The organism is Enterobacter cloacae complex sp. IR5450, from assembly GCF_049238665.1.
Lineage (GTDB): Bacteria > Pseudomonadota > Gammaproteobacteria > Enterobacterales > Enterobacteriaceae > Enterobacter > Enterobacter hormaechei_C.
In genome coordinates, this window is record NZ_JBMKIC010000003.1 from 23,290 (window position 1) to 47,814 (window position 24,525).

The following is a 24,525-nucleotide window of genomic DNA, read 5'->3' on the forward strand; positions in this document are numbered from 1 at the left end:
GATATTAGCGATAAACTGTCATTTTAGCCTGATTTCAACCACGACTTAAATCGGTATGGTATGCGCTCGCCTGAACGTAAGAGACAATAATGACTACTGCTATTCAACCTTCCGGGAAACAGGGTGCGCTGCTGGTTGCAGGCATCCTGATGATCGCCACGACGCTGCGCGTCACCTTTACCGGTGTCGCCCCCCTGCTCGACACCATCCGACAGGACTATGGCTTAAGCACGGCGCAAACCGGCCTGCTCACAACGCTGCCCCTGCTTGCCTTCGCCTTTATCTCTCCCCTTGCCGCAGGCGTCGCCCGGCGCCTGGGCATGGAGCGCAGCCTTTTTATCGCTCTGCTGCTGATTTGCATCGGGATTGGCGTACGTTCGCTGCCGTCGGCCGCGCTGCTGTTTATCGGTACGGCGATCGTGGGCTGTGGGATTGCGCTGGGCAATGTCCTGTTACCTGGCTTAATCAAACGTGATTTTCCGGGCCAGGTCGCAAAACTCACGGGGGCGTATTCGCTGACGATGGGGGCCGCCGCTGCCGCAGGGTCGGCGCTGATCGTCCCGCTGTCGCTGGGGAGTGGTGGCTGGCACGGAGCGCTGTTGATGCTGATGTTCTTCCCGCTGGTGGCGCTGCTGCTGTGGTTACCGCAATGGCGCCAGAGGCCGGCCGCCACCCTGACCGGCGCGGGCGCGTTGCACAACCGGGCTATCTGGCGCTCGGCACTCGCCTGGCAGGTGACGCTTTTTATGGGCATTAACTAGCTGATTTACTATGTCATTATCGGCTGGTTACCCGCGATTTTGCTTAGCCACGGCTACAGCGAAACGCAGGCTGGCTCCATGCACGGGCTTCTCCAGCTGGCAACCGCTGTTCCCGGTCTCGCCATTCCGCTGATCCTACACCGTCTTAACGATCAGCGTGGCATAGCCGGGCTTGTCGCTCTGATGTGCGCTGTCAGTGCGGCCGGGTTCTGGTTCGCGCCGGGGCTGGCCGTCGTCTGGACGCTGGTGTTTGGCTTTGGATCCGGCGCCACCATGATCCTCGGCCTGACGTTTATCGGACTGCGGGCCAGCTCGGCACATCAGGCCGCCGCGCTCTCCGGCATGGCACAGTCGATTGGCTATCTTATGGCGGCCTGTGGCCCACCGCTGATGGGGAAAATTCACGATACCGCCGGAGACTGGCGCATTCCGCTGCTGGCCTGTGCGCTGGCTGCGGTAGTGATGGCCCTGTGCGGCATGCTGGCCGGGCGTGACCGGGAGATCACACCCCGCTGACATTCAAGGCAGACCTGACGGTCTGCTTTTTTTATCCCTGCGCCGCCCGCAGCATGGCCTGTACCAGCACGACAGGTCGCCCTTGAAGCGCAGCCCGCTCATGCTGGAACAGGGTGATGACAAAGAAAGGATGGGTTATCAGCTCTGCCGCGCGGATCTCGCCCTGCTCGTCCCAGCCCGTTACGCGCATGTCGCCCCGCTCAAGCTGGCTGGCAAACTCAGACGAGACACCGTAATTGCAGTGATACCCCTCCTGAATTTCCGGCTTGCCATACGCTTTGGCAATCAGCGTGTTATTCCGCAGCTCTATCGCGTCGGTTTTTTCTACCAGCGAGCAGGCCAGCGGCGCAATCACCATCCTTCCCTCGGTATCGGTTTCGGCATGGCCTGCATCGTGCCAGCCCAGTACATTACGCGCATACTCAATCAGCGCATGCTGGAACCCGCCGCAGGTGCCGAGAAAGGGGATGCTATTCTCACGCGCGTAACGCGCCGCAATAAACGCCGCCTCGGTGTTTTTATACGGGCTTGCCGGTACCAGCCAGATGGCATCATACCCGACGAGGTCTTCGGGGCTGGTCAGCTCAGGCGTGGCGAGCCAGTCATAATCAGCGGTGAGATCCAGAACCGCAGCGGCGTCGTCAATCGCCAGCGGGATCGCCTGGTGCGCAATAACATCGGGATTGAAATCACCAACCAGCGCAATGCGCAGCGTCGTTTTAACCGGGGAGAGTTCCATCAGAGATTCCTTATGCCGGAGGATTTTCAGATAACATAAGGAACCTCAGACTACCGATCTTTTGCAATTATCACAATACCTTAAATTGGGTGGATAAAAGCCGGGTGCTATAGTGTTCTTGCCGAACGTCGCACGGCAGGAGGAAAACGGATGATTCAATGTAAGCGCGTATATGAACAGGCAACGTCAGACGATGGTTACCGGGTGCTGGTAGACAGACTCTGGCCGCGAGGAATAAAAAAGACCGACCTCGCCTGTGATGAGTGGTGTAAATCGCTAACGCCGTCCAGCGAACTGCGAAAAGCTTTTCACAGTGAAACGATAGATTTCACTGCGTTCAGTGAAGCCTATCGTAAAGAGCTGGCGCAGCATCAGGATGAAGGCAAACGCCTGGCGGCCCTCGCCCGACAGCAGACCGTGACGCTACTCTACGGGGCGAAAAACAGGGAGCAGAATCACGCGCGGGTACTGGCGGACTGGCTACGTAAACTGTGATTAACCGATCGCCAGCTCATCCACGTTGTGTGGCATCTCGTCGGGAGTAAGCGGCATCAAATGTTCCGGGCGAACAAACGCAAAACCGTGCTGGTTATCAAAGGCGTAAACATCACCGGTGACCAGCCACAGCGCACGTGCTGATGTATCAGGTAATTGCGTCATGACGCCGTTAACCGGGTTTACAAAACGCTGGCCCGGCTGACAAAGGCCAAACAGCTCCACGGATTTACCGATATTTCGACGGCCTGCCGCCGTACGCGCACCCACGATCATCGCCATGCTGCCCGGTTTTAACTGAAACATACTTCTTCTCGCAAACGTACTGCCAGAAACTGGCTAAGAATAATCCTAAAGAGAAGTGTATCGCAGTTTTATTGCCCTTGTCATCTGGTTGGTTGCGGGTGATCGCGGCGGTAGAGATCCCATTCATCGATCACTTCCCCGCCTGGTAATTTACACTCGGTACGTACACCCTGCGGGCTTTGAACAGGGATTTGCTCTCCCCCTTTCTCCAGACAGTACACTGACGCCGGGTTTGCCATACCAATAGCGTGCGGCGGTTGAGGCGCATCAGGAGGGGTGGTCTTTGTTGAGCAGGCGGCCAGCGGTACAACAAGCGCCAGGAGAAGATATTTCATTATCATGATCCTTCAGGGTGTAAAAACGTCAGAGTAACGGGTCATCGCCATTTTCTCCATGATTTCTCCATTAAACCTGCACGATTCCCCCTTATAGTGATACCTGTTCTCACACTGACCAGAGAACATCATTCCGTAATCAAGATGTTTTGCCCCGATCTCAATATCGGGGCTTTTTTTTAGCATCTCCCTCATCCGCTTTCAGAAGAATCTATAAAATTAATCCTGTTCATGTTTTACTATGACCGGAGTCTAAATTTTCAGCATAACATGCAGATACAGAGGTCTTCTGCATGGGAGTCAACCTGCCTCATGTCAGATATCATTCTTGCCCGTGTTTCAGAAACCCTCTCCACTGAACAATCTCTCGACAGTCTGGTGCGTCAGCTACTGGAAATGCTGGAAATTGTGACGGATATGGAATCAACCTACCTGACCAAAATCGATATTAACGCGCGTTTGCAGCACATTTTATATGCCCGTAACAGCAAGCAAATGCAAATCCCGGAAGGGTTCAGCGTGCCCTGGGACGAAACGCTCTGTAAGCGCGCCATGGATAGCGACACTTTGTTCAGTAACGAGGTGCCCGACCGCTGGCCGGAGTGTGAAGCGGCAAAAGCACTGGGTATTACAACCTATATGAGCGTGCCGGTTCACCTGGCTGACGGTTCTCTGTACGGCACGCTTTGCGCTGCCAGCACCGCACAGAAACAGTTCAGCGAGCGTGGCGAGCAGGTGATCAGGCTCTTTGCCGGGTTAATTGGTCAGTACATTCAGAAAGAGTCGCTTGTGCTTCAGCTTCGCGAAGCAAATGCGGCGCTCATTGCCCACTCTTACACCGACGCCCTTACCGGCCTGCCGAATCGTCGCGCCATTTTTGAAAACCTTACCACCCTGTTCTCACTGGCGCGCCATCTTAGCCGCAACGTCATGATTGCCTTTATTGACCTCGATGATTTCAAGCGAATCAATGACCAGTACGGGCATGAGGCGGGCGATCGCTTCCTCGTACAGGTCGGCAAGCGACTGACTCACGAGCAAACGCAGGATGAGATTATTGGCCGGCTCGGCGGCGATGAATTTCTGGTTGCCAGCCTGAGTCACAGCGATGATGGCGACGCCAGTACAGAGATCAACGCAATCAAAACCCGCCTCAATGGTCTTATTGCGGGCGAATACGGGTTAGGCAATGCCACCATTCTTTATCCCGGTGCAAGCCTTGGCGTCGTTATTGTTGATCCTCACAGCACGGATGAAGATAGCGCCCTGCGCACCGCGGACCTCGCGATGTATCAGGATAAAAAAGGAAAAAGCAAAACAGGCTTTGTCGCGTTAGATTAAAACCGTACACTCTACGGCCTTATACAAACTCAAACAGGTGATGGCATGATAATAGGGATCCTCTTTCCGGTGGTTATTTTTATCACAGCGGTGGTGTTTTTAGGCTGGTTTTTCCTTGGCGGTTACGCCGCGCCGGGGGCATAAATGAGAAAAACGACCATCATCATGCTGATTGTCGCCATCGTGGCCGTCGCCGGTACGCAGTTAGGCTGGTGGTAACGCCCAAGGTAAAAAGGCCGCCGTCAGGCAGCCTTTTTTAACACAGGTCAGATTTAGCTTTTGATTTTTCTGTAGATAAACAGAACAACCAGCGCGCCAATCACCGCGACGACAAAGCTGCCGAAGTTGAAGCCATCAACTCTGCCAAAGCCGAACAGGGTACTGATCCAGCCGCCGACGACTGCACCCACAATCCCCAGAATGATCGTGACGATGAAACCGCCGCCATCTTTGCCCGGCATAATCCACTTCGCCAGGATCCCCGCAATCAGCCCAAAGATAATCCAGGATAAAATTCCCATAGCTTTCCTCTCTGTATGGTTTTTGTCATTAAATCAACGACACAGAAAAGGATAGCACAGGATCTGAGAAAGGAAATTTGTGATAAGAATCACACGGCTCGTTTGAGTAAAATATGAGCAGTAAAAAATGTCGATCCACACTCATCCTGGGGTTGCATCTTCTACTGAGAAAGATTATCTTTCTCATTACTGAATAGTTGAGCAAATAACTCAGGTATTCAGTACGACATTGCTCACATTGCTTCCAGTATTTTTTGCCCACTTTTTAGTGGGCTTTTTTTTTGCCTCAACCCACCAAAATCTGGCGTTTTTTCTGTGGAGGTGAAACGCTATTCTCTGTGGCTTCTGAATAACCAAAAAGCGTTGATAACATGAACGTATCGAGCAAGTTCGTCATCTGCCTTAATCTTGTTTCTGCCAGTACGCTACTGTTACTGCTCTCAACACGGTTTGAGTGGTTCTGAGTTGAAAGGAGCCTAGCAAGGTGGATTTCCTTCCGATTCCGTGCCGGCTCAACTCTCATACTTGTAGCTTTTATGACCTGTGATAAGATCCCTGCACCTCAGGACGTGGCGGGACAGCAGGAAAATGAAGAAGGCCATTGCCGTTGCTATCATCTCAACCCTAATGGTCGTCCTGTCGCTGTATGCGGTTAACGCCATTATCGTTGAGCAGCAAAAGAACCGGCAGAGGGAGATCTCCCACACGCTCTTAAGCTATTCCGAAGAGTTAACACAAAATATCGCCAGTACGCTTAAAAATACCACCGTGCAGGGATGCGATAGCGCCAGTCTGAACGTCTACCGAAAATTAAAGATGCGTAGTCTCTATTTCGCCGATGTGGGGTTTATTGAAAAGGGGAAAATCACCTGCACCGCGTTTTGGGGCAAGCTGGCAAATCCCATCGCCCTTCCCCCTGAGCTGCATAAAACCCAGAACGGATTCAGTCTGGCGCAGTTTTCGCAGAAAGATTTCTTTATCGGTAATGCGACAATTTATAACCACCTTATTATTTTCACCTCCCGTTCAGCCTACGATAAATTTGCCCCCGTTACCGCCAACTATTCGCTTCGTTCTTCCACTAAAGATTTCGGCCGCACCTTTTTCACCGTTACGCCGCCATCAGAAAACCTTAGCCGCTTACAGTCTCTGTTATTTACGCTGGCTGTGACAGAGTGCAGTACACGCTGGGATTTGTGTGTCACCGTCACACACCACGATGCCGGACTGGCTTCGCTCTCCCACGTAGTGATGGTGCTTCTGTGCCTGTTTTTATACTTTATCTGGGTATCCCTGACGCTGTTTTCTCTTCGACTGTATGAAGACCGACGTTCTCTGGAACGAACGCTGGTCAAAGCGGTAAAAGCGAATACCATCAGCGTTCATTTTCAGCCTGTTATTCGGGTTGCTGATAAGAAAATCGTTGGGGTTGAAGTGTTATCAAGATGGCAGGATAACAATCACAAAGAGGTTTCTCCTGAGCTGTTTATCCCGTTAATCAAAAAAATTGGCCTGTATAACGTTTATTATCAGAACATGATAAAGAAATCCCTGGCGGAAATTGCCGCGCTGGCCGCTGAACATCAGTTAATGATTTCACTGAACGTTGGCCGGACGGAAATTGAAGACGGCAAATTCCTGTCGGTATTACGTCATGCATGCTCAGAGAACGCGATTCCTTTATCGTTAATCAAAGTTGAGTTATCCGAGAATGGCGTTTCCACCTCGGCCATCCTTGAAGAGTTTTGTGAGGAGCTTAAATCGGCAGGCGTCAAAATTTCAATAGACGATTTTGGCGTGCAAAACTCTAATCTTGCCAGGCTCACTAATCTCAAATATGACGAAATCAAGGTAGATAAGTCGTTAGTGGACGGCATCAGCGAGCACTATAAACAGGATATCCTGGTGATCTTCAGCGACGCGCTCGCTAAACTGAACAAAACCCTGGTTTTTGAAGGGGTTGAAAGCGAAACACAATTTCAGTTCATCGCGCAGAGATACCCCGATGCCCTCGTACAAGGCTGGTACTTTTCAAAGTCGCTAATCCGGCACGACCTTGCCAGGCTGCTGGCAGACTCAGCGCGATGACGCGTTATTCATTGCCCCACTGATTCAGGAAGTTCGCAATATCGTCAATGCGCGCTTCGTCTATCTCCGCCTGGACAGCCATCTCCCGCTGCGCCTCTTCACTGATTTCCTCATTGTTGTATAAGCGAGTGAGCAGCAGCTGGAAATAGTGTGCCAGCGGCGTACGCTCTGCCTCTTCTACCGGTTTCGCCGTTTCAGCCGCATACTCGTCGACGATGTCATAATACTTGAGCGGGATATCATGGGTCATAGCGTTGTTTCCGTCTTGTGTGCATAAAAAACGGGAACCCTCAGGCTCCCGTTGTCATTTAACCCAGCGAGTGGATTACATGTTCGCGATAATCGCGTCGCCAAACTCTGAGCATTTCAGCAGTTTAGCGCCTTCCATCAGACGTTCAAAGTCATAGGTGACGGTTTTCGCGTTAATCGCGCCTTCCATACCCTTAACGATCAGGTCTGCGGCTTCGAACCATTCCATATGACGCAGCATCATCTCTGCGGACAGAATGATAGAGCCTGGGTTGACTTTGTCCTGGCCTGCGTATTTCGGTGCAGTACCGTGAGTGGCTTCGAACAGGGCGCACTCGTCACCGATGTTCGCGCCCGGGGCGATACCGATACCACCCACCTGTGCTGCCAGCGCATCGGAGATGTAGTCACCATTCAGGTTCATACAGGCGATCACGTCATACTCAGCAGGACGCAGCAGGATCTGTTGCAGGAACGCATCGGCAATCACATCTTTAATGATGATCTCTTTACCGGTGTTCGGGTTCTTAATTTTCTGCCATGGGCCGCCGTCGATCAGTTCACCGCCGAACTCTTCGGTCGCCAGCTGGTAGCCCCAGTCTTTGAACGCGCCTTCGGTGAACTTCATGATATTGCCTTTGTGCACAAGGGTCACAGAGTCACGATCGTTGGTGATAGCGTATTCGATGGCGGCACGCACCAGACGCTTGGTCCCTTCTTCGGAGCACGGCTTGATGCCGATGCCGCAATGCTCAGGGAAGCGAATTTTCTTCACGCCCATCTCTTCGCGCAGGAATTTAATCACTTTTTCTGCATCAGCAGAGTCCGCTTTCCATTCGATACCCGCGTAGATGTCTTCAGAGTTTTCACGGAAGATAACCATGTCGGTCAGTTCCGGGTGCTTAACCGGGCTTGGAGTGCCCTGGTAGTAACGCACCGGACGCAGACACACATACAGATCCAGTTCCTGACGCAGCGCCACGTTCAGGGAGCGAATACCGCCGCCAACTGGCGTGGTCAGAGGGCCTTTGATAGCAACGCGATAGTCGCGGATCAGGTCCAGCGTTTCGGCTGGCAGCCAGACGTCCTGGCCATAAACTTGAGTGGATTTTTCACCGGTGTAAATTTCCATCCAGGAAATTTTACGCTCGCCTTTGTAGGCTTTCTCAACAGCGGCATCAACCACTTTCAGCATCGCCGGGGTAACGTCTACACCGATACCGTCGCCTTCAATGAACGGGATAATCGGGTTGTGAGGAACGTTAATCTTGCCGTTTTGCAGGGTGATCTTTTTACCTTCCGCCGGAACAACTACTTTGCTTTCCATTAACCTCTCCTTCGAGCGCTTCTGGTTGTTACTGATCTTATGTTAATAAATTGTAATGAGCCTTCCGATAGTACCTGATTGTCCGACGCCATGAAAGGTCTTCGTTATTAGGCTATAATGCGGCAATTGATAACGCCTGAAAATACCATGACGAAAACTTCTTTTAGAAAACACCGGGTTGAGCGATTCAGCTCACGACAAGCCACCAGAAGAACGCCAGAACCCCAGCCAACGCGGGTCATACTGTTCAATAAACCCTACGATGTATTGCCGCAGTTTACCGACGAGGCCGGGCGCAGCACGCTGAAGGACTTTATCCCCGTACAGGGAGTCTACGCAGCGGGACGCCTGGATCGCGACAGCGAGGGGCTGCTGGTCCTTACCAATGACGGCGTGCTCCAGGCCAGGCTTACTCAGCCGGGCAAACGTACCGGAAAAATTTACTATGTGCAGGTTGAAGGCGAGCCGGACGACGCGTCGCTGGCAAAGCTGCGCAACGGCGTAACGCTGAACGACGGTCCCACCCTGCCGGCTGGTATTGAACGTGTGAATGAACCCGAGTGGCTGTGGCCGCGCAACCCGCCGATTCGTGAGCGTAAATCCATTCCTACCAGCTGGCTTAAAATCACCCTTTATGAAGGCCGCAACCGACAGGTCAGGCGCATGACTGCGCATGTGGGCTTCCCTACCCTGCGACTCATTCGCTACGCCATGGGCAGCTATACGCTGGACTCGCTGGCAAACGGGGAATGGCGGGATGTTACCCCTAAGGAGAACTGATGTTTAAACCTCATGTTACGGTCGCCTGCGTGGTCCACTCGCAGGGGAAATTCCTGGTGGTGGAAGAGACCATTAACGGCAAAGCGCTGTGGAACCAGCCAGCCGGGCATCTTGAAGCCAATGAAACCTTATTGCAGGCAGCGAAACGCGAGCTCTGGGAAGAGACGGGTATCCGCGCCGAACCGCAGCACTTTATCCGTATGCATCAGTGGCTAGCGCCTGACCAGACGCCTTTCCTGCGCTTCTTATTCGCCGTTGAGCTTAACGAAACGTGCGCCACTGAACCGCACGACGACGATATCGATCGCTGCCTGTGGGTGACCGCAGAGGAGATCCTGAACGCGCCAAACCTGCGCTCGCCACTGGTTGCGGAAAGCATCCGCTGCTGGCAGTCTACGGCGCGCCTGCCGCTGGATGTCATTGCAGAATTTAACTGGCCGTTTACAGAGGGTGTCAATGGTGGGGGGGCGTGATAGAATACGCCGCCTTGAAGTTCAATGTCGTGAGTATTCCATGTCAGATAACAGCCAGAAAAAAGTAATCGTCGGCATGTCCGGCGGTGTCGATTCCTCCGTTTCCGCCTACCTGTTGCAGCAACAGGGCTATAAGGTGGAGGGCCTGTTCATGAAGAACTGGGAGGAAGACGATGGCGAGGAATACTGCACTGCCGCTGCGGATCTCGCCGATGCGCAGGCCGTGTGCGATAAGCTCGGCATCGAACTGCACACCGTTAACTTTGCCGCAGAATACTGGGACAATGTTTTTGAACTCTTCCTCGAAGAGTACAAAGCGGGCCGTACGCCGAACCCGGATATCCTGTGCAACAAAGAGATCAAATTCAAAGCCTTCCTGGAATTCGCTGCGGAAGACCTGGGCGCAGACTACATTGCGACCGGCCACTACGTGCGTCGCGCGGATGTGAATGGCAAAAGCCAGCTGCTGCGTGGTCTGGACGGCAACAAAGATCAGAGCTACTTCCTCTATACGCTGAGCCACGAACAGATTGCCCAAAGTCTGTTCCCGGTCGGCGAGCTGGAAAAGCCGGAAGTGCGTAAGATTGCTGAAGATCTGGATCTGATCACCGCGAAGAAAAAAGACTCCACCGGTATTTGTTTTATCGGCGAGCGTAAATTCCGCGAGTTCCTGGGGCGCTACCTGCCTGCACAGCCGGGCAAAATCGTCACCGTTGACGGTGATGAGATTGGTCAGCACCAGGGACTGATGTACCACACTCTCGGCCAGCGTAAAGGTCTGGGTATCGGCGGCACCAAAGAGGGCAGCGAAGATCCGTGGTACGTGGTCGACAAAGACGTCGAAAACAATATTCTGGTTGTGGCTCAGGGTCACGACCACCCGCGCCTGATGTCCGTTGGACTGATCGCGCAACAGCTGCACTGGGTCGATCGCGAGCCGCTGAAAGACACGCTGCGCTGCACAGTGAAAACGCGCTACCGCCAGACGGACATCCCTTGCACCGTAACCGCACTGGATGACGATCGCATTGACGTGCGTTTCGACGAGCCGGTTTCCGCCGTTACCCCTGGCCAGTCTGCTGTTTTCTACAGCGGCGAAATTTGCCTCGGCGGTGGGATCATTGAACAGCGCCTGCCGCTGCCTGCTGTTTAAACCGTTTGCACACATAAAGGAGACCGTGTGGCGAAGAACTATTACGACATCACCCTGGCGCTGGCGGGAATTTGCCAGTCAGCCCGTCTGGTGCAACAGCTGGCGCATCAGGGTCATTGCGACGCTGACGCCCTGCACGTTTCACTTAACAGCGTTATCGACCTCAACCCAGGCTCCACGCTGGGCGTCTTTGGCGGCAGTGAAACCAATCTTCGTCTCGGTCTTGAAACTCTGCTCGGCGTGCTCAACGCCAGTAACCGTCAGGGGTTGAATGCGGAACTGACCCGCTACACCTTAAGCCTGATGGTGCTGGAACGTAAGCTGAACGCGGCAAAAGGCGCAATGAATACCCTGGGCGATCGCATCGCCGGGCTACAGCGCCAGCTCGACCACTTTGACCTCCAGTCTGAGACCCTGCTGAGCGCGATGGCCGGTATCTACGTTGACGTGATTAGCCCGCTCGGCCCGCGTATTCAGGTCACCGGTTCGCCTGCCGTATTGCAAAGCCCACAGGTACAGGCGAAGGTACGCGCTTCGCTGCTGGCAGGCATCCGTGCCGCCGTGCTGTGGCAACAGGTCGGCGGTGGCCGCCTACAGTTAATGTTTTCTCGTCATCGCCTGACGACTCAGGCAAAACAAATTCTTGCTCATTGTTAACCTCCCGGAGTTGCGAATTATGGAATTATCCTCACTGACCGCCGTATCCCCTGTCGATGGACGCTACGGCGATAAAGTCAGCGCGCTGCGCGGGATCTTCAGCGAATATGGCCTGCTGAAGTTCCGTGTTCAGGTCGAAGTACGCTGGCTGCAAAAGCTGGCCGCCCAGACAGCAATCAAGGAAGTTCCTGCTTTTGACGCAAAGGCAAACGATTACCTTGATAAAATCGTTGCTGAGTTCAGCGAAGAAGATGCCGCGCGCATTAAAACCATCGAACGCACCACCAACCACGACGTGAAAGCAGTTGAATACTTCCTGAAAGAGAAAGTGGCATGCGTCCCTGCCCTGCACGCGGTATCTGAATTTATTCACTTCGCCTGTACGTCTGAGGATATTAACAACCTGTCTCACGCGCTGATGCTCTCTACCGCGCGAAAAGAGGTGGTACTCCCTTACTGGCGTAAAATCATTGATGCGGTGAAAGCGCTGTCCGTGGAATACCGCGACATTCCGCTGCTGTCCCGTACTCACGGCCAGCCAGCAACCCCATCCACCATGGGTAAAGAGATGGCGAACGTGGCGTACCGCATGGAACGCCAGTATCGTCAGCTGGAGCAGGTTGAGATCCTCGGCAAAATCAACGGCGCGGTGGGTAACTACAACGCCCACATCGCCGCGTACCCGGAAGTGGACTGGCACCAGTTCAGCGAAGATTTTGTGACCTCTCTGGGGATCCAGTGGAACCCGTACACCACCCAGATTGAGCCGCACGACTACATCGCCGAGCTGTTTGACTGCATTGCGCGCTTCAATACCATCCTGATCGACTTCGATCGTGACGTATGGGGTTACATCGCCCTGAACCACTTCAAGCAGAAAACCATCGCCGGGGAAATCGGTTCGTCCACCATGCCGCACAAAGTGAACCCAATCGACTTCGAAAACTCCGAAGGTAACCTGGGTCTGGCGAATGCCGTGTTGCAGCATATGGCGAGCAAGCTGCCGGTATCCCGCTGGCAGCGCGACCTGACTGACTCCACGGTGCTGCGTAACCTGGGCGTAGGTATTGGCTACGCGCTGATCGCCTACCAGTCCACCCTGAAAGGTGTGAGCAAACTGGAAGTTAACCGCGACCGTCTGCTGGACGAGCTGGATCACAACTGGGAAGTGCTGGCGGAGCCGATTCAGACCGTGATGCGTCGTTACGGCATCGAAAAACCGTACGAGAAACTCAAAGAGCTGACCCGCGGTAAACGCGTTGATGCTGAAGGTATGAAACAGTTTATCGACGGTCTGGCGCTGCCAGAAGAAGAAAAAGCGCGCCTGAAAGAGATGACCCCGGCAAACTATATTGGCCGTGCCATCACTATGGTTGACGAGCTGAAGTAATCGCCTTCCCCCTTTCCACCCGGAAAGGGGGCTGTTTTTCATCATCGAGTTGATGTTTTCACGTCACATTACCTGTTTTGCCGGGATTAAAGCCTGCCGTCAGGATGGTTGTTAATTTTCGTCGTGGAATAACTTTCCGGAATATATCGTTTTAAGCCGAACGGGCACAGTTTGAACTGGCACGGGGTTTCAGCCGTGCACGGACGATCCATCTCTTGCCGGTTGCCTGGACACGCGTTTTTCTGTTTGAACCCCATCCAGCCTATGGATGTAAAGGGCATTGCCTGCGCTATCCATACTCTACGGCGTCGATCGTTAATCAGGATCCCCTGGTTTGAGGTGGTGATGATTTCACCTGTACGAACGTAATAATCTCCCTTTAACCACAGGATATAATTCAGGCCATACTGTGTTTCAACTTTGCAAAAGATAGTTCCGCTTTCCGGGCTCGCAATAGTCTCAACAACCTTCCATTCCATAAAACCCTCTTTACTCGCTATATTGCTGTTTTGTCGTGTAAAAATGCTGCTTTTCTGGCACATCTTATGCAAATCTAATTTCGCACCATAAAATAAGCGTAGACAAAGGCAGACATAGTGAGAACATCCTTACAAAAAAAAGGGCAATCTTTACAAAACTGGCGTGACCCTTCTGTCAAAAAAGCGACTCGCCTTCAACATTTCATAAACGGATGGCTGTTTTATCCGGATTGCAGAAGCTTGCGAAAACAAGTCCGTTTATATTACCCGCGCCTGGCGTCATGCCCCCTGTGTTCTGGAGCATGCAAAAAAATCATTTAATTTCATCGCGCTGGTGTCAACCTGAATAATCAGCGTTAAACTATTCATACCATTTATAAAGGGAGAAATGATGATGCGCGTACTGGTTGTTGAGGATAACGCATTGCTACGTCATCACCTGAAAGTTCAACTTCAGGAGATGGGTCATCAGGTGGACGATGCTGAAGACGCAAAAGAGGCCGATTATTATCTCAATGAACACCTGCCGGACATCGCCATTGTCGATTTAGGGCTACCGGATGAAGACGGATTGTCCCTTATCCGCCGCTGGCGTAGCCATGACGTTTCCCTGCCGGTGCTGGTGCTAACTGCCCGTGAAGGCTGGCAGGACAAGGTTGAAGTCCTGAGCGCTGGCGCGGATGACTACGTGACTAAACCCTTCCATATTGAAGAAGTCGCCGCGCGTATGCAGGCGCTTCTGCGCCGCAACAGCGGGCTGGCGTCGCAGGTGATCTCTCTGCCGCCATTCCAGGTGGATCTCTCCCGCCGCGAATTTTCTATTAATGATGAAGTGATCAAGCTGACCGCATTCGAATACACCATCATGGAAACGCTGATCCGTAACAACGGTAAAGTGGTGAGCAAAGATTCTCTGATGCTTCAGCTCTATCCGGATGCCGAACTGCGCGAAAGCCACACCATTGACGTGCTGATGGGCCGCCTGCGTAAAAAAATTCAGGCGCAGTACCCGCATGACGTGATCACCACCGTGCGTGGTCAGGGTTACCTGTTTGAATTACGCTAAATGAAAGGGATTTTGCGTCACATTTTACCCCTTTCGCTGCGGGTTCGCTTTTTGCTGGCAACCGCCGCCGTCGTGCTGGTGCTGTCGCTCTCTTACGGGATGGTGGCGCTGGTCGGGTATAGCGTGAGCTTCGATAAAACCACCTTCCGCCTGCTTCGCGGCGAAAGTAACCTGTTTTATACCCTGGCGAAGTGGGAGAACAACCGAATCACCGTCGAGATGCCGGAAAACCTGAATCAGCAGAGCCCGACGCTGGCGCTGATCTACGATGAAAAAGGGAAATTGCTGTGGGCCCAGCGCGATGTCCCGTGGCTGAAAAAGCGCATCCGTCCGGAATGGCTGAAAACCAACGGTTTTCATGAAATAGAAGCCGATCTCAACTCCACCAGCAGCCTGCTGCGTGACGATCGCGCCTTACAGATCAAGCTTAATGAGATCCGTGCCGAAGATGACGACACGGAGATGACCCACTCTGTGGCCATCAACCTTTATCCCGCCACCCTGAACATGCCGCAGTTAACCATTGTGGTGATCGATACCATCCCGGTTGAGCTGAAACGCTCATATATGGTCTGGAACTGGTTTGTGTATGTTCTGGCTGCCAACCTGCTGCTGGTGATCCCTCTCCTGTGGGTTGCTGCATGGTGGAGCCTCCGCCCGATTGAATCCCTTGCCAAAGAGGTGCGCGAGCTGGAAGAACATCACCGCGAGAAGCTGAACCCGGAAACTACGCGCGAACTGACCAGCCTGGTGCGCAACCTCAACCGCCTGCTGAAAAGCGAACGTGAACGCTACGACAAGTATCGCACGACGCTCACCGACCTTACGCACAGCCTGAAAACCCCGCTGGCGGTGATGCAGAGTACCCTGCGTTCCATGCGCAGTTCGAAAATGAGCGTGGATGATGCAGAGCCGGTGATGCTGGAACAAATCAGCCGTATTTCACAGCAGATCGGCTATTACCTGCACCGCGCGAGCATGCGCTCCGGAAGCGCTCTGTTGAGCCGTGAACTGCACCCGGTAGCCCCGCTGCTGGATAACCTCACCTCGGCGCTGAACAAGGTGTACCAGCGTAAAGGGGTCAACATCAGTCTGGATATCTCACCGGAAATTAGCTTTGTTGGCGAGAAGAATGACTTTATGGAAGTGATGGGAAACCTGCTCGATAACGCCTGCAAATATTGTCTGGAGTTTGTCGAGGTTTCCGCGCGGGTAACGGATAACGAACTGCATATTATCGTTGAGGATGATGGTCCTGGCATTCCCCGTAATAAACGCGAAGTGGTGTTCGATCGCGGCCAGCGCGCCGATACGCTGCGGCCAGGCCAGGGCGTCGGATTATCCGTCGCCAGGGAAATTGTCGATCAGTACGAGGGCAAGATTGAAACCGGTGAAAGTTTGCTGGGCGGAGCCCGGATGGAAGTCATTTTTGGCCGCCAGCATCCCGTATCGAACGATAGTTGACCCGGAATGTGAAAAATACGCGGATCTCGCAGCCAGGGAGCGGGGCTTCCGTTATAATCCGACTCAGTAAGAGCCTGCGGAATACATAAATATGGATTATCAATTAACGCTTAACTGGCCCGACTTTATTGAACGTTACTGGCAAAAACGCCCGGTCGTTCTTAAACGCGGGATCAGCAATTTTATCGACCCTATTTCTCCTGACGAACTCGCTGGTCTGGCGATGGAAAACGAGGTAGACAGCCGTCTGGTAAGCCACCAGGACGGGAAATGGCAGGTCAGCCACGGTCCCTTTGAAAGCTACGATCACCTGGGCGAAAACAACTGGTCTTTACTGGTGCAGGCGGTCAACAACTGGCACGAACCTACCGCAGCCTTAATGCGTCCCTTCCGCGCCCTGCCAGACTGGCGAATGGACGATCTGATGATCTCCTTCTCCGTTCCCGGTGGCGGCGTGGGTCCGCATCTGGATCAGTACGACGTGTTTATCATTCAGGGTACCGGTCGCCGTCGCTGGCGCGTGGGCGAAAAAGTGCCAATGAAACAGCACTGCCCGCACCCGGATCTGCTCCAGGTTGATCCGTTTGAAGGGATCATTGATGAAGAGCTGGAGCCAGGTGACATTCTTTATATCCCACCGGGCTTCCCGCATGAAGGTTATTCCCTGGAAAACTCGCTGAACTATTCGGTTGGTTTCCGCGCGCCAAGCGGGCGCGAGATGATCAGCGGATTTGCTGACTATGTTTTACAGCGTGAGCTGGGCAGTTACCGTTACAGCGATCCGGACGTTCCGGCGCGTGAGCATCCGGCGGATATTCTGCCAGAGGAGCTGGATAAGCTGCGCGGGATGATGCTGGATCTGATCAACGAACCGGAGCACTTCAGACAGTGGTTTGGCGAGTTTATCAGCCAGTCGCGTCACGAACTGGACGTCGCACCGCCAGAGCCGCCTTATCAGGCAGATGAAATTTATGATGCGCTCCAGCAGGGCGATAAGCTGGTTCGTCTGGGCGGATTACGTGTACTGCGCATTGGCGAAGAGGTATTCGTCAACGGCGAGCGCCTGGACTCTCCGCATCGCCCGGCGCTGGAAGCAATTGCCAGCCATATGGTGCTGACTGCGGATACCTTTGGCGACGCGCTGGACGATCCCTCCTTCCTCGCCATGCTGGCCGCGCTGGTTAACAGCGGGTACTGGTTTTTTGAGGACTGAACCATGATGTTTGCCGGGTGGCAGCTACGCCTTACCCGGCCTACAAAAGCCGTTCCTGTAGGCCCGGTAAGCGAAGCGCCACCGGGCTTTTTTTACCGCTTCGCGGTTAACTCCGCTATCCGCACAATCACCTGCACCGCTTTCTCCATCCCTTCCAGCGTCACGAACTCATGCTTGCCGTGGTAGTTATATCCACCGGTAAACAGGTTCGGGCACGGCAGGCCCATAAACGACAGCTGTGAACCATCGGTTCCACCACGGATCGGTTTCATCACCGGCTCGATGTCACAATCGCGCATCGCCTGCTGGGCGATATCAAGAATGTGCGGATGTTCCATCACCTTCTCGCGCATATTGTAATAGCTGTCTTCGATGATGAGCTCAATATAGCAATCCGGATGTAGCCCCTTGCCGACTTTTTTCGCGATCTCCATCATCTTACGCTTGCGCGCTTCAAAGGCTTTGCGGTCGAAATCGCGGACAATATAGTGCATCTGCGCGCTGTCCACGGTCCCCTTGATGCTGGTCAGATGATAAAAACCCTCATACCCTTCCGTCATCTCCGGGCTTTCTTCGGCGGGCACTTCCGCATGAATACGCGCAGCCAGCGACAGTGCATTCACCATCACTCCTTTCGCAGAGCCCGGGTGCACGTTATTCCCGACGATTTTGATCGTTACCGATGCCGCGTTGAAGTTTTCATACTCAAGTTCACCCACGCCGCCACCGTCAACGGTGTAGGCCCATTGCGCGTTAAACGCCTCAACGTCAAAGTGTTTCGCGCCTTTTCCAACCTCTTCATCCGGCGTGAAGGCCACGCGGATATCGCCATGCGGGATATTTTTGCCCTTCAGCACCGCCAGCGCCGTCATGATCTCGGCGATGCCCGCTTTGTCATCGGCCCCCAGCAAGGTTTTGCCGTCGGTGGTGATTAACGTCTGCCCCAGCAGCTGATGCAGTACCGGGAACATCACTGGCGACAGCACTTCGTCGCCAATGCCCAGTGCTATATCACCGCCGCGGTAGTTTTCAACAATCTGCGGATTAACGTGTTTACCGCTAAAATCAGGTGAGGTATCGACATGAGAAATAAAGCCAATTGCCGGGATATTGCCGTCAATATTCGCCGGCAGCGTTCCCATCACGGTCCCTTTTTCGCTGAGCGTGACGTCAACCAACCCCATAGCCTCCAGCTGCTCTTTCAGCAGATTTAGCAGCTTCCACTGGCCTTCGGTGCTTGGCACCTGTCGGACCCCCGGCTTAGATTGGGTATCCAGCGAAACGTAATGTAAGAAACGCTCAAGTAGTTTATCCATGCAGTCACCCTCACTTTTTGTGACAACATTATCATTAAGCAGCAAAACGCAAATATTGCGTCAGGTCACTTTTATCCCGCAAACGAGAACTTTTTACGTTTATATCGTTCTGCGTTAATAAATGTAGCTTATGAATAAGTGAGAAGGATTGGCGATTCAATGGGTTTGCCGTAGAATGTCCGCCCTCATTACGAGTCACCAAGGTGGTTACACACAAACCCCGCTTCAGTCTGCTGCCTGAGGCGTCTATATGGGACAGCGCGAAAATTGAATACACAACCCCGTTCCCTTTCACCGCTGGTGCAACTGGAACGAATTCGTAAAAGTTTCGATGGCAAAGATGTCATTTCCGACCTTAATCTGACCATCAATGACGGTGAGTTTCTCACGCTGCTCGGCCCCTCCGGCTGCGGCAAAACCACCGTCCTGCGCCTTATCGCCGGGCTGGAAAGCGTCGATAACGGCCATATCCATCTTGAGAACCAGGACATTACCCAGGTTCCTGCCGAAGATCGCCACGTCAATACCGTCTTCCAGAGCTATGCCCTGTTCCCGCACATGACCGTGTTTGAGAACGTGGCGTTTGGCCTGCGGATGCAAAAAACACCGGCCAGCGAGATCCCGCCTCGGGTTACCGAAGCCCTGCGCATGGTGCAGCTGGAGGCATTCGCCCAGCGCAAGCCTCATCAACTTTCCGGTGGTCAGCAGCAGCGTGTGGCCATTGCCCGCGCCGTGGTCAACAAACCTCGCCTGCTCCTGCTGGATGAATCCCTCTCCGCGCTGGACTACAAGCTGCGCAAGCAGATGCAGAACGAGCTGAAAGCACTTCAGCGTAAGCTCGGCATTACGTTCGTGTTTGTCACGCACGATCAGGAAGAAGCCCTGACCATGTCAGACCGTATCGTGGTGATGCGCGACGGCAAGATTGAGCAGGATGGCACCCCGCGTGAAATTTACGAAGAGCCGAAAAACCTGTTCGTCGCCAGCTTCATTGGTGAAATCAATATTTTCAACGCCACGGTGATTGAGCGTCTGGACGAGCAGCGCGTGCGCGCGAACGTGGAAGGCCGCGAATGCAACATCACGGTGAACTTTGCCGTGGAAAAGGGGCAAAGGCTCAACGTCCTGCTGCGCCCGGAAGATCTCCGCGTTGATGAGATCCACGACACGGCTGACGTCGAAGGTCTGATCGGTTACGTTCGCGAACGTAACTACAAAGGGATGACCCTCGAATCCGTGGTCGAACTGGAAAACGGCAAAATGGTGATGGTCAGCGAATTCTTTAACGAGGACGATCCGGACTTCGACCACTCGCTGGATCAGAAAATGGTCATCAACTGGGTAGAAAGCTGGGAGGTTGTACTGGCTGATGAAGAACACAAGTAAGTTCCAGAATGTGGTGATTGCCACGATCGTCGGTTGGCTTGTGTTGTTTGTCTTTCTTCCCAACCTGATGATCATCGTGACCAGCTTCCTGACCCGCGACGACGCGAACTTCGTGGCGATGGTCTTTACGCTGGACAACTACGCGCGCCTGCTCGATCCGCTCTATTTTGACGTGCTGCTGCACTCGCTCAATATGGCGCTGATTGCCACCCTCGCCTGCCTGGTACTGGGGTATCCGTTCGCCTGGTTCCTGGCCCGCCTGCCGCAAAAAGTGCGGCCGCTGCTGCTGTTTTTACTGATTGTGCCGTTCTGGACCAACTCGTTAATCCGCATCTACGGGCTGAAAATCTTCCTCAGCACCAAAGGTTATCTGAACGAGTTTCTGCTGTGGCTGGGGGTGATCGAGACGCCGATCCGCATCATGTTCACCCCGGGCGCGGTGATTGTCGGCCTGGTCTATATCCTGCTGCCGTTTATGGTGATGCCGCTCTACTCCAGCATTGAAAAGCTCGATAAACCGCTGCTGGAAGCAGCTAAAGACCTGGGCGCCAGTAAGTTACAAACCTTTGTCCGCATCATTATTCCGCTGACCATGCCGGGTATTATCGCCGGCTGTCTGCTGGTCATGCTGCCTGCGATGGGGCTGTTCTACGTCTCGGACCTGATGGGCGGGGCGAAAAACCTGCTGATCGGTAACGTGATTAAGAGCCAGTTCCTTAACATTCGCGACTGGCCGTTCGGCTCGGCCACCAGCATAACGCTGACGGTGGTGATGGGGCTGATGCTGCTGGTTTACTGGCGTGCCTCACGCCTGCTGAATAAGAAGGTGGAGCTGGAATGATCGGTCGACTGCTTCGCGGTGGTTTTATGACCGCCATTTATGCGTATCTTTATATTCCGATAATCATTTTGATCGTGAACTCCTTTAACAGCTCGCGCTTCGGGATCAACTGGCAAGGGTTTACCACCAAATGGTATGGCCTGCTGATGAACAATGACAGCCTGCTACAGGCCGCTCAGCACTCGCTGACGATGGCGGTATTCTCTGCCACCTTCGCGACGCTGATTGGCTCGTTGACCGCCGTGGCGCTGTACCGCTACCGTTTTCGCGGTAAGCCGTTCGTCAGTGGCATGTTGTTTGTGGTGATGATGTCCCCGGATATCGTGATGGCCATTTCACTGCTGGTGCTGTTTATGCTGCTGGGCGTCCAGCTCGGTTTCTGGTCGCTGCTGTTCTCGCATATCACCTTCTGTCTGCCGTTTGTGGTGGTAACCGTCTACGCGCGTCTGAAAGGGTTCGACGTTCGCATGCTGGAAGCGGCGAAAGATCTGGGTGCCAGCGAGATGACCATTCTGCGCAAAATCATTCTGCCGCTGGCGATGCCCGCCGTGGCAGCAGGATGGCTGCTCAGCTTTACCCTGTCGATGGACGACGTGGTCGTGTCCTCCTTCGTCACCGGGCCGAGCTATGAAATTCTGCCGTTGAAGATCTACTCAATGGTTAAAGTCGGTGTTTCACCCGAAGTGAACGCGCTGGCGACTATTCTGTTGGTGTTATCGCTGGTTCTGGTGATTGCCAGCCAGGTTATTGCTCGTGATAAAACAAAATCTCAGGGGACACAGAAATGAAAAAAATGCTTGCCGCTGCGGCACTGGTGCTCGGAATGGGCGCTGCGCATGCTGATGACAGCAAAACGCTCTATTTCTACAACTGGACCGAGTATGTGCCGCCGGGCCTGCTGGAGCAGTTCACCAAAGAGACAGGCATCAAGGTGATCTATTCGACCTACGAGTCGAATGAAACCATGTACGCCAAGCTCAAAACCTATAAAGATGGCGCGTATGACCTGGTGGTGCCGTCGACCTATTTCGTCGACAAGATGCGCAAAGAAGGCATGATCCAGAAGATCGACAAAACGAAGCTAACCAATTTTTCTAACCTCGATCCTGAGATGCTAAACAAGCCGTTCGACCCGAACAACGACTACTCCATTCCGTACATCTGGGGCGCGACGGCAATTGGCATCAACAGCGATGCCATTGATCCCATAACGGTTTCATCCTGGGCTGACCTGTGGAAGCCGGAATACAAAAGCAGCCTGCTGTTAACCGACGATGCGCGCGAAGTGTTCCAGGTGGCGCTGCGTAAACTCGGCTATTCCGGCAACACCACCGATCCGAAAGAGATCGAAGCAGCGTATAACGAACTGAAAAAGCTGATGCCAAACGTGGCGGCGTTCAACTCGGATAACCCGGCTAACCCGTATATGGAAGGTGAAGTGAATCTGGGGATGGTCTGGAACGGCTCTGCGTTTGTGGCGCGTCAGGCCGGGACGCCGCTTGAGGTGGTCTGGCCGAAAGAGGGCGGCATCTTCTGGATGGACAGCCTCGCGATCCCGGCGAATGCGAAAAACGTCGAGGGTGCCCTGAAGCTGATCAACTTCCTGCTGCGCCCGGATGTGGCAAAAGAGGTGGCGGAAACTATCGGCTACCCGACGCCAAACCTGGCCGCGCGGAAGCTTTTAAGCCCTGAAGTGGCAAATGATAAATCGCTTTATCCGGACGCTGAAACCATCAGCAAAGGGGAATGGCAGAACGACGTCGGTGACGCGAGCCGCCTGTATGAAGAATATTATCAGAAGCTAAAAGCAGGCCGTTAATGCATAACGGGCGACGCAATGTCGCCCGTTACTCTTATAGCCCCTTCAGGAGTTTATCCACAAAGGCTGGCACCACCTCGCTCGCCAGACCGTAATGTTTCTCTTCAAACTCACTCCCGACCTGGCTTGGCTCCAGATTAAGCTCCACCGTATGGGCACCTTGAAGTCGCGCTTCGTGAACAAATCCCGCCGCCGGATAGACATGTCCCGAAGTACCAATGGCGATAAAGACGTCCGCCATGGCCAGGGCGCTGTAGATCTCATCCATTCCCAGCGGCATTTCGCCAAACCAGACCACATGCGGACGCAGACGCGAAGGGAACTGACAGCAGTGGCAGCGGTCTTCGTCCAGCACGTCTTCTTTCCACTCCAGCACCTGACCACTCCAGGCGCACCGCACCTTGAGCAGTTCGCCGTGCATGTGAATGATGTTGTGGTTTCCGGCCCTTTCGTGAAGATTGTCGATGTTCTGCGTGACCAGCAGAAAACGATCCCCCAGCGCTTCCTCCAGCTTTGCCAGCGCCAGGTGCGCCGCATTCGGCGCAATCTCCGGCTGCTGAAGCTGGCGACGGCGGGCGTTGTAGAACGCCTGCACCAGCGCCGGGTCGCGGGCGAAACCTTCCGGCGTCGCCACATCTTCAACTCGGTGTTCTTCCCACAGTCCATCCGCTGCGCGGAAAGTCTGAATACCGGATTCGGCGGAGATCCCCGCCCCGGTCAACACCACCACTCTGGGTTTATCCATCGCTTCTGGCATCATCCTGTCTCTGAAAAAGATCCGCTGACGCAGGCGTTCACGTAAGCGGCGTTTATTTTTGCGAAAACGGCTGAGTCGACCCTGGCGACGCGACAGCATAATAACCTCGTAAACTAATCGGTGAGATGAAGGAATGCGGCTCCGCGCATGCCTCCTGCGTCCCCGTGTCGCGCACGCTCAATGCGCGGCACGCGGGCGACCGGCAATAAATGTCGGGTCAGACGCCCGGACAACTGTTCCGTAATCGCAGTGAAATTTGACAGCCCTCCCCCGATCACCAGCAGATCCGGATCGACGATAGTCAGGATATTCCCCAGACACACCGCCAGCAGATCCAGATAGCGCTCGACGTGCTCACGCGCCTGCGCATCCCCCTGCTCCCACAGGGTAATGATATGAGGGGCCTCAAGTTTCTGATGATAGAAGTGTTCGTAAAGCCATGCAAACCCGCGGCCTGATAGGTAGTTCTCAATACAGCCGTGCTGCCCACAGCCGCAGCGGGTCAGCGGGAAATCACGTCCGACGACCTCCAGAGCATCCACCGGCAGGCGGATATGGCCAAATTCGCCGGTGATGTAGCTGCGCCCGGTAATGGGCTTACCGTTAATGACAATCCCGCCACCGACGCCCGTTCCGAGGATCAGCCCCATCACCAGCGGGAAGCGACGGAATTCATCATCCCAGGCTTCAGAGAGCGCGAAGCAGTTGGCATCGTTATCTAAGCGCACGTCGCGTTCAAGGAGCGCGGAGAGATCGGCCCGCAGCGGTTTGCCGCTGGCGGCAGGCACGTTGGCCGCGTACAGCGTGCCATCGTCGGTTTCGGGCATACCCGGAATACCAATGCCAACGCTGCCTTTGACGCCAAAGCGTTCATCCGCTTGCGCCACCAGCGCGGCAATGGCGGTTAAAAATTCATCGTAGCTTTCGCGCGGCGTGGGGACGCGGGTTTCCCATTGTAGCTTAAGATCTTTATCGAACACGCCGAGCGCAATCTTGGTGCCGCCAATATCAAATCCGTAATACATGATGCATTCCTCTGTTTGATTCAGCGGC

The 24,525-nt window shown here is 54.0% G+C and carries 28 protein-coding genes and 1 pseudogene; 19 read left to right on the top strand and 10 right to left on the bottom strand.

Translation table 11 applies throughout. From position 1 onward, the window contains the following. Positions 1-89 precede the first annotated feature (89 nt). A pseudogene (locus ACOTYB_RS03850) lies at positions 90-1,277 on the top strand (CynX/NimT family MFS transporter). Positions 1,278-1,308: 31 nt separating this feature from the next. Here ACOTYB_RS03850 and ACOTYB_RS03855 read toward each other — a convergent pair. Beyond that, positions 1,309-2,016: a CTP synthase C-terminal region-related (seleno)protein gene (locus tag ACOTYB_RS03855; protein WP_045898122.1), complete on the bottom strand. Its 708-nt coding sequence runs from the start codon at positions 2,014-2,016 to the stop codon at positions 1,309-1,311. 150 nt (positions 2,017-2,166) lie between these two features. On the opposite strand from ACOTYB_RS03855, the gene ACOTYB_RS03860 reads away from it, so the two are divergent. Then, positions 2,167-2,511 (top strand): DUF488 domain-containing protein, encoded by a 345-nt coding sequence (locus ACOTYB_RS03860; protein WP_003857886.1) that lies wholly within the window; start codon positions 2,167-2,169, stop codon positions 2,509-2,511. Here the strand turns inward: ACOTYB_RS03860 and ACOTYB_RS03865 are convergent, their stop codons facing one another. Together ACOTYB_RS03865 and ACOTYB_RS03870 are read right to left on the bottom strand one after the other, a co-directional pair. Beyond that, a complete protein-coding gene (locus ACOTYB_RS03865) occupies positions 2,512-2,817 on the bottom strand; it encodes a hypothetical protein (RefSeq protein ID WP_022650810.1) in 306 nt (101 codons plus the stop codon). It abuts the gene before it with no gap. Between the two features lie 80 nt (positions 2,818-2,897). Beyond that, entirely contained in the window at positions 2,898-3,152 is a 255-nt protein-coding gene (locus tag ACOTYB_RS03870) for a DUF333 domain-containing protein (protein ID WP_022650809.1), read from the bottom strand. A 312-nt stretch (positions 3,153-3,464) separates the two neighbouring features. Here ACOTYB_RS03870 and ACOTYB_RS03875 point away from each other — a divergent pair, with 312 nt between their 5' ends. The 3 genes from ACOTYB_RS03875 to yoaJ are packed head-to-tail and all read left to right on the top strand — an operon-like array spanning position 3,465 to position 4,712. Continuing rightward, on the top strand, positions 3,465-4,493 hold the full coding sequence (locus ACOTYB_RS03875) for a sensor domain-containing diguanylate cyclase (RefSeq protein WP_023315855.1): 1,029 nt from the start codon (positions 3,465-3,467) through the stop codon (positions 4,491-4,493). A 45-nt stretch (positions 4,494-4,538) separates the two neighbouring features. After that, positions 4,539-4,637: a YoaK family small membrane protein gene (locus tag ACOTYB_RS03880; RefSeq protein ID WP_220153744.1), complete on the top strand. Its 99-nt coding sequence runs from the start codon at positions 4,539-4,541 to the stop codon at positions 4,635-4,637. Then, a complete protein-coding gene (gene yoaJ / locus ACOTYB_RS03885; protein ID WP_015570794.1) occupies positions 4,638-4,712 on the top strand; it encodes a protein YoaJ in 75 nt (24 codons plus the stop codon). It abuts the gene before it with no gap. Between the two features lie 53 nt (positions 4,713-4,765). Here yoaJ and ACOTYB_RS03890 read toward each other — a convergent pair whose 3' ends face one another. After that, on the bottom strand, positions 4,766-5,014 hold the full coding sequence (locus tag ACOTYB_RS03890) for a GlsB/YeaQ/YmgE family stress response membrane protein (protein WP_003857896.1): 249 nt from the start codon (positions 5,012-5,014) through the stop codon (positions 4,766-4,768). Between the two features lie 371 nt (positions 5,015-5,385). On the opposite strand from ACOTYB_RS03890, the gene yncL reads away from it, so the two are divergent. Beyond that, the gene (gene yncL / locus ACOTYB_RS03895) at positions 5,386-5,478 is read left to right on the top strand and encodes a stress response membrane protein YncL (protein ID WP_071524166.1); all 93 of its coding nucleotides are present in this window, start codon (positions 5,386-5,388) and stop codon (positions 5,476-5,478) included. A gap of 124 nt (positions 5,479-5,602) precedes the next feature. Then, positions 5,603-7,102 carry an EAL domain-containing protein gene (locus ACOTYB_RS03900; RefSeq protein WP_421765751.1) on the top strand — a complete coding sequence of 500 codons (1,500 nt, stop codon included), beginning with the start codon at positions 5,603-5,605 and terminating at the stop codon, positions 7,100-7,102. A 4-nt stretch (positions 7,103-7,106) separates the two neighbouring features. On the opposite strand, the gene ACOTYB_RS03905 is transcribed toward ACOTYB_RS03900, so the two are convergent. Next, the gene (locus tag ACOTYB_RS03905; RefSeq protein WP_003857897.1) at positions 7,107-7,352 is read right to left on the bottom strand and encodes a DUF2543 family protein; all 246 of its coding nucleotides are present in this window, start codon (positions 7,350-7,352) and stop codon (positions 7,107-7,109) included. A gap of 75 nt (positions 7,353-7,427) precedes the next feature. Next, positions 7,428-8,678: an NADP-dependent isocitrate dehydrogenase gene (icd, locus tag ACOTYB_RS03910; protein ID WP_003857898.1), complete on the bottom strand. Its 1,251-nt coding sequence runs from the start codon at positions 8,676-8,678 to the stop codon at positions 7,428-7,430. A gap of 117 nt (positions 8,679-8,795) precedes the next feature. Between icd and rluE the strand changes: the two genes are divergently transcribed. The 5 genes from rluE to purB are packed head-to-tail and all read left to right on the top strand — an operon-like array spanning position 8,796 to position 13,131. After that, positions 8,796-9,458 carry a 23S rRNA pseudouridine(2457) synthase RluE gene (rluE, locus tag ACOTYB_RS03915; protein WP_022650805.1) on the top strand — a complete coding sequence of 221 codons (663 nt, stop codon included), beginning with the start codon at positions 8,796-8,798 and terminating at the stop codon, positions 9,456-9,458. Further along, a complete protein-coding gene (locus ACOTYB_RS03920; protein ID WP_220153743.1) occupies positions 9,458-9,931 on the top strand; it encodes an NUDIX hydrolase in 474 nt (157 codons plus the stop codon). The genes rluE and ACOTYB_RS03920 overlap by 1 nt, the downstream gene beginning before the upstream one ends. A gap of 40 nt (positions 9,932-9,971) precedes the next feature. Further along, positions 9,972-11,084: a tRNA 2-thiouridine(34) synthase MnmA gene (gene mnmA / locus ACOTYB_RS03925; protein ID WP_220153742.1), complete on the top strand. Its 1,113-nt coding sequence runs from the start codon at positions 9,972-9,974 to the stop codon at positions 11,082-11,084. Positions 11,085-11,111: 27 nt separating this feature from the next. Next, on the top strand, positions 11,112-11,741 hold the full coding sequence (gene hflD, locus ACOTYB_RS03930; protein ID WP_006809213.1) for a high frequency lysogenization protein HflD: 630 nt from the start codon (positions 11,112-11,114) through the stop codon (positions 11,739-11,741). Positions 11,742-11,760: 19 nt separating this feature from the next. Then, on the top strand, positions 11,761-13,131 hold the full coding sequence (gene purB / locus ACOTYB_RS03935; protein WP_048240970.1) for an adenylosuccinate lyase: 1,371 nt from the start codon (positions 11,761-11,763) through the stop codon (positions 13,129-13,131). An 86-nt stretch (positions 13,132-13,217) separates the two neighbouring features. Here the strand turns inward: purB and ACOTYB_RS03940 are convergent, their stop codons facing one another. Continuing rightward, the gene (locus ACOTYB_RS03940) at positions 13,218-13,610 is read right to left on the bottom strand and encodes a hypothetical protein (protein WP_022650801.1); all 393 of its coding nucleotides are present in this window, start codon (positions 13,608-13,610) and stop codon (positions 13,218-13,220) included. Between the two features lie 394 nt (positions 13,611-14,004). Here ACOTYB_RS03940 and phoP point away from each other — a divergent pair, with 394 nt between their 5' ends. The 3 genes from phoP to ACOTYB_RS03955 all read left to right on the top strand — a co-directional run bounded on the left by phoP (position 14,005) and on the right by ACOTYB_RS03955 (position 17,353). Further along, positions 14,005-14,676, top strand: a complete 672-nt coding sequence (phoP, locus tag ACOTYB_RS03945; RefSeq protein ID WP_026094318.1) for a two-component system response regulator PhoP — start codon at positions 14,005-14,007, stop codon at positions 14,674-14,676. After that, the gene (gene phoQ / locus ACOTYB_RS03950) at positions 14,677-16,140 is read left to right on the top strand and encodes a two-component system sensor histidine kinase PhoQ (protein WP_015570801.1); all 1,464 of its coding nucleotides are present in this window, start codon (positions 14,677-14,679) and stop codon (positions 16,138-16,140) included. 91 nt (positions 16,141-16,231) lie between these two features. Beyond that, entirely contained in the window at positions 16,232-17,353 is a 1,122-nt protein-coding gene (locus ACOTYB_RS03955; protein WP_003857909.1) for a cupin domain-containing protein, read from the top strand. Between the two features lie 92 nt (positions 17,354-17,445). On the opposite strand, the gene pepT is transcribed toward ACOTYB_RS03955, so the two are convergent. Beyond that, positions 17,446-18,669, bottom strand: coding sequence for a peptidase T (pepT, locus tag ACOTYB_RS03960; RefSeq protein WP_032658046.1), 1,224 nt, complete (start codon positions 18,667-18,669; stop codon positions 17,446-17,448). A 237-nt stretch (positions 18,670-18,906) separates the two neighbouring features. On the opposite strand from pepT, the gene potA reads away from it, so the two are divergent. From potA to potD, 4 genes are read left to right on the top strand one after another with little or no spacing between them, the layout of a single operon-like run. Next, positions 18,907-20,055 carry a spermidine/putrescine ABC transporter ATP-binding protein PotA gene (potA, locus tag ACOTYB_RS03965; RefSeq protein ID WP_166714835.1) on the top strand — a complete coding sequence of 383 codons (1,149 nt, stop codon included), beginning with the start codon at positions 18,907-18,909 and terminating at the stop codon, positions 20,053-20,055. After that, positions 20,039-20,896 (top strand): spermidine/putrescine ABC transporter permease PotB, encoded by an 858-nt coding sequence (gene potB, locus ACOTYB_RS03970; protein ID WP_017693625.1) that lies wholly within the window; start codon positions 20,039-20,041, stop codon positions 20,894-20,896. The genes potA and potB overlap by 17 nt, the downstream gene beginning before the upstream one ends. Beyond that, a complete protein-coding gene (gene potC / locus ACOTYB_RS03975; protein ID WP_015570805.1) occupies positions 20,893-21,684 on the top strand; it encodes a spermidine/putrescine ABC transporter permease PotC in 792 nt (263 codons plus the stop codon). Before potB ends, potC begins: the two co-directional genes overlap by 4 nt. Continuing rightward, positions 21,681-22,715: a spermidine/putrescine ABC transporter substrate-binding protein PotD gene (potD, locus tag ACOTYB_RS03980; protein WP_421765752.1), complete on the top strand. Its 1,035-nt coding sequence runs from the start codon at positions 21,681-21,683 to the stop codon at positions 22,713-22,715. The genes potC and potD overlap by 4 nt, the downstream gene beginning before the upstream one ends. A gap of 34 nt (positions 22,716-22,749) precedes the next feature. On the opposite strand, the gene cobB is transcribed toward potD, so the two are convergent. Further along, the gene (gene cobB, locus ACOTYB_RS03985) at positions 22,750-23,571 is read right to left on the bottom strand and encodes a Sir2 family NAD+-dependent deacetylase (protein ID WP_022647760.1); all 822 of its coding nucleotides are present in this window, start codon (positions 23,569-23,571) and stop codon (positions 22,750-22,752) included. A gap of 14 nt (positions 23,572-23,585) precedes the next feature. Further along, positions 23,586-24,497 carry an N-acetylglucosamine kinase gene (gene nagK / locus ACOTYB_RS03990; protein WP_023324463.1) on the bottom strand — a complete coding sequence of 304 codons (912 nt, stop codon included), beginning with the start codon at positions 24,495-24,497 and terminating at the stop codon, positions 23,586-23,588. Between the last annotated feature and the right edge of the window lie 28 nt (positions 24,498-24,525).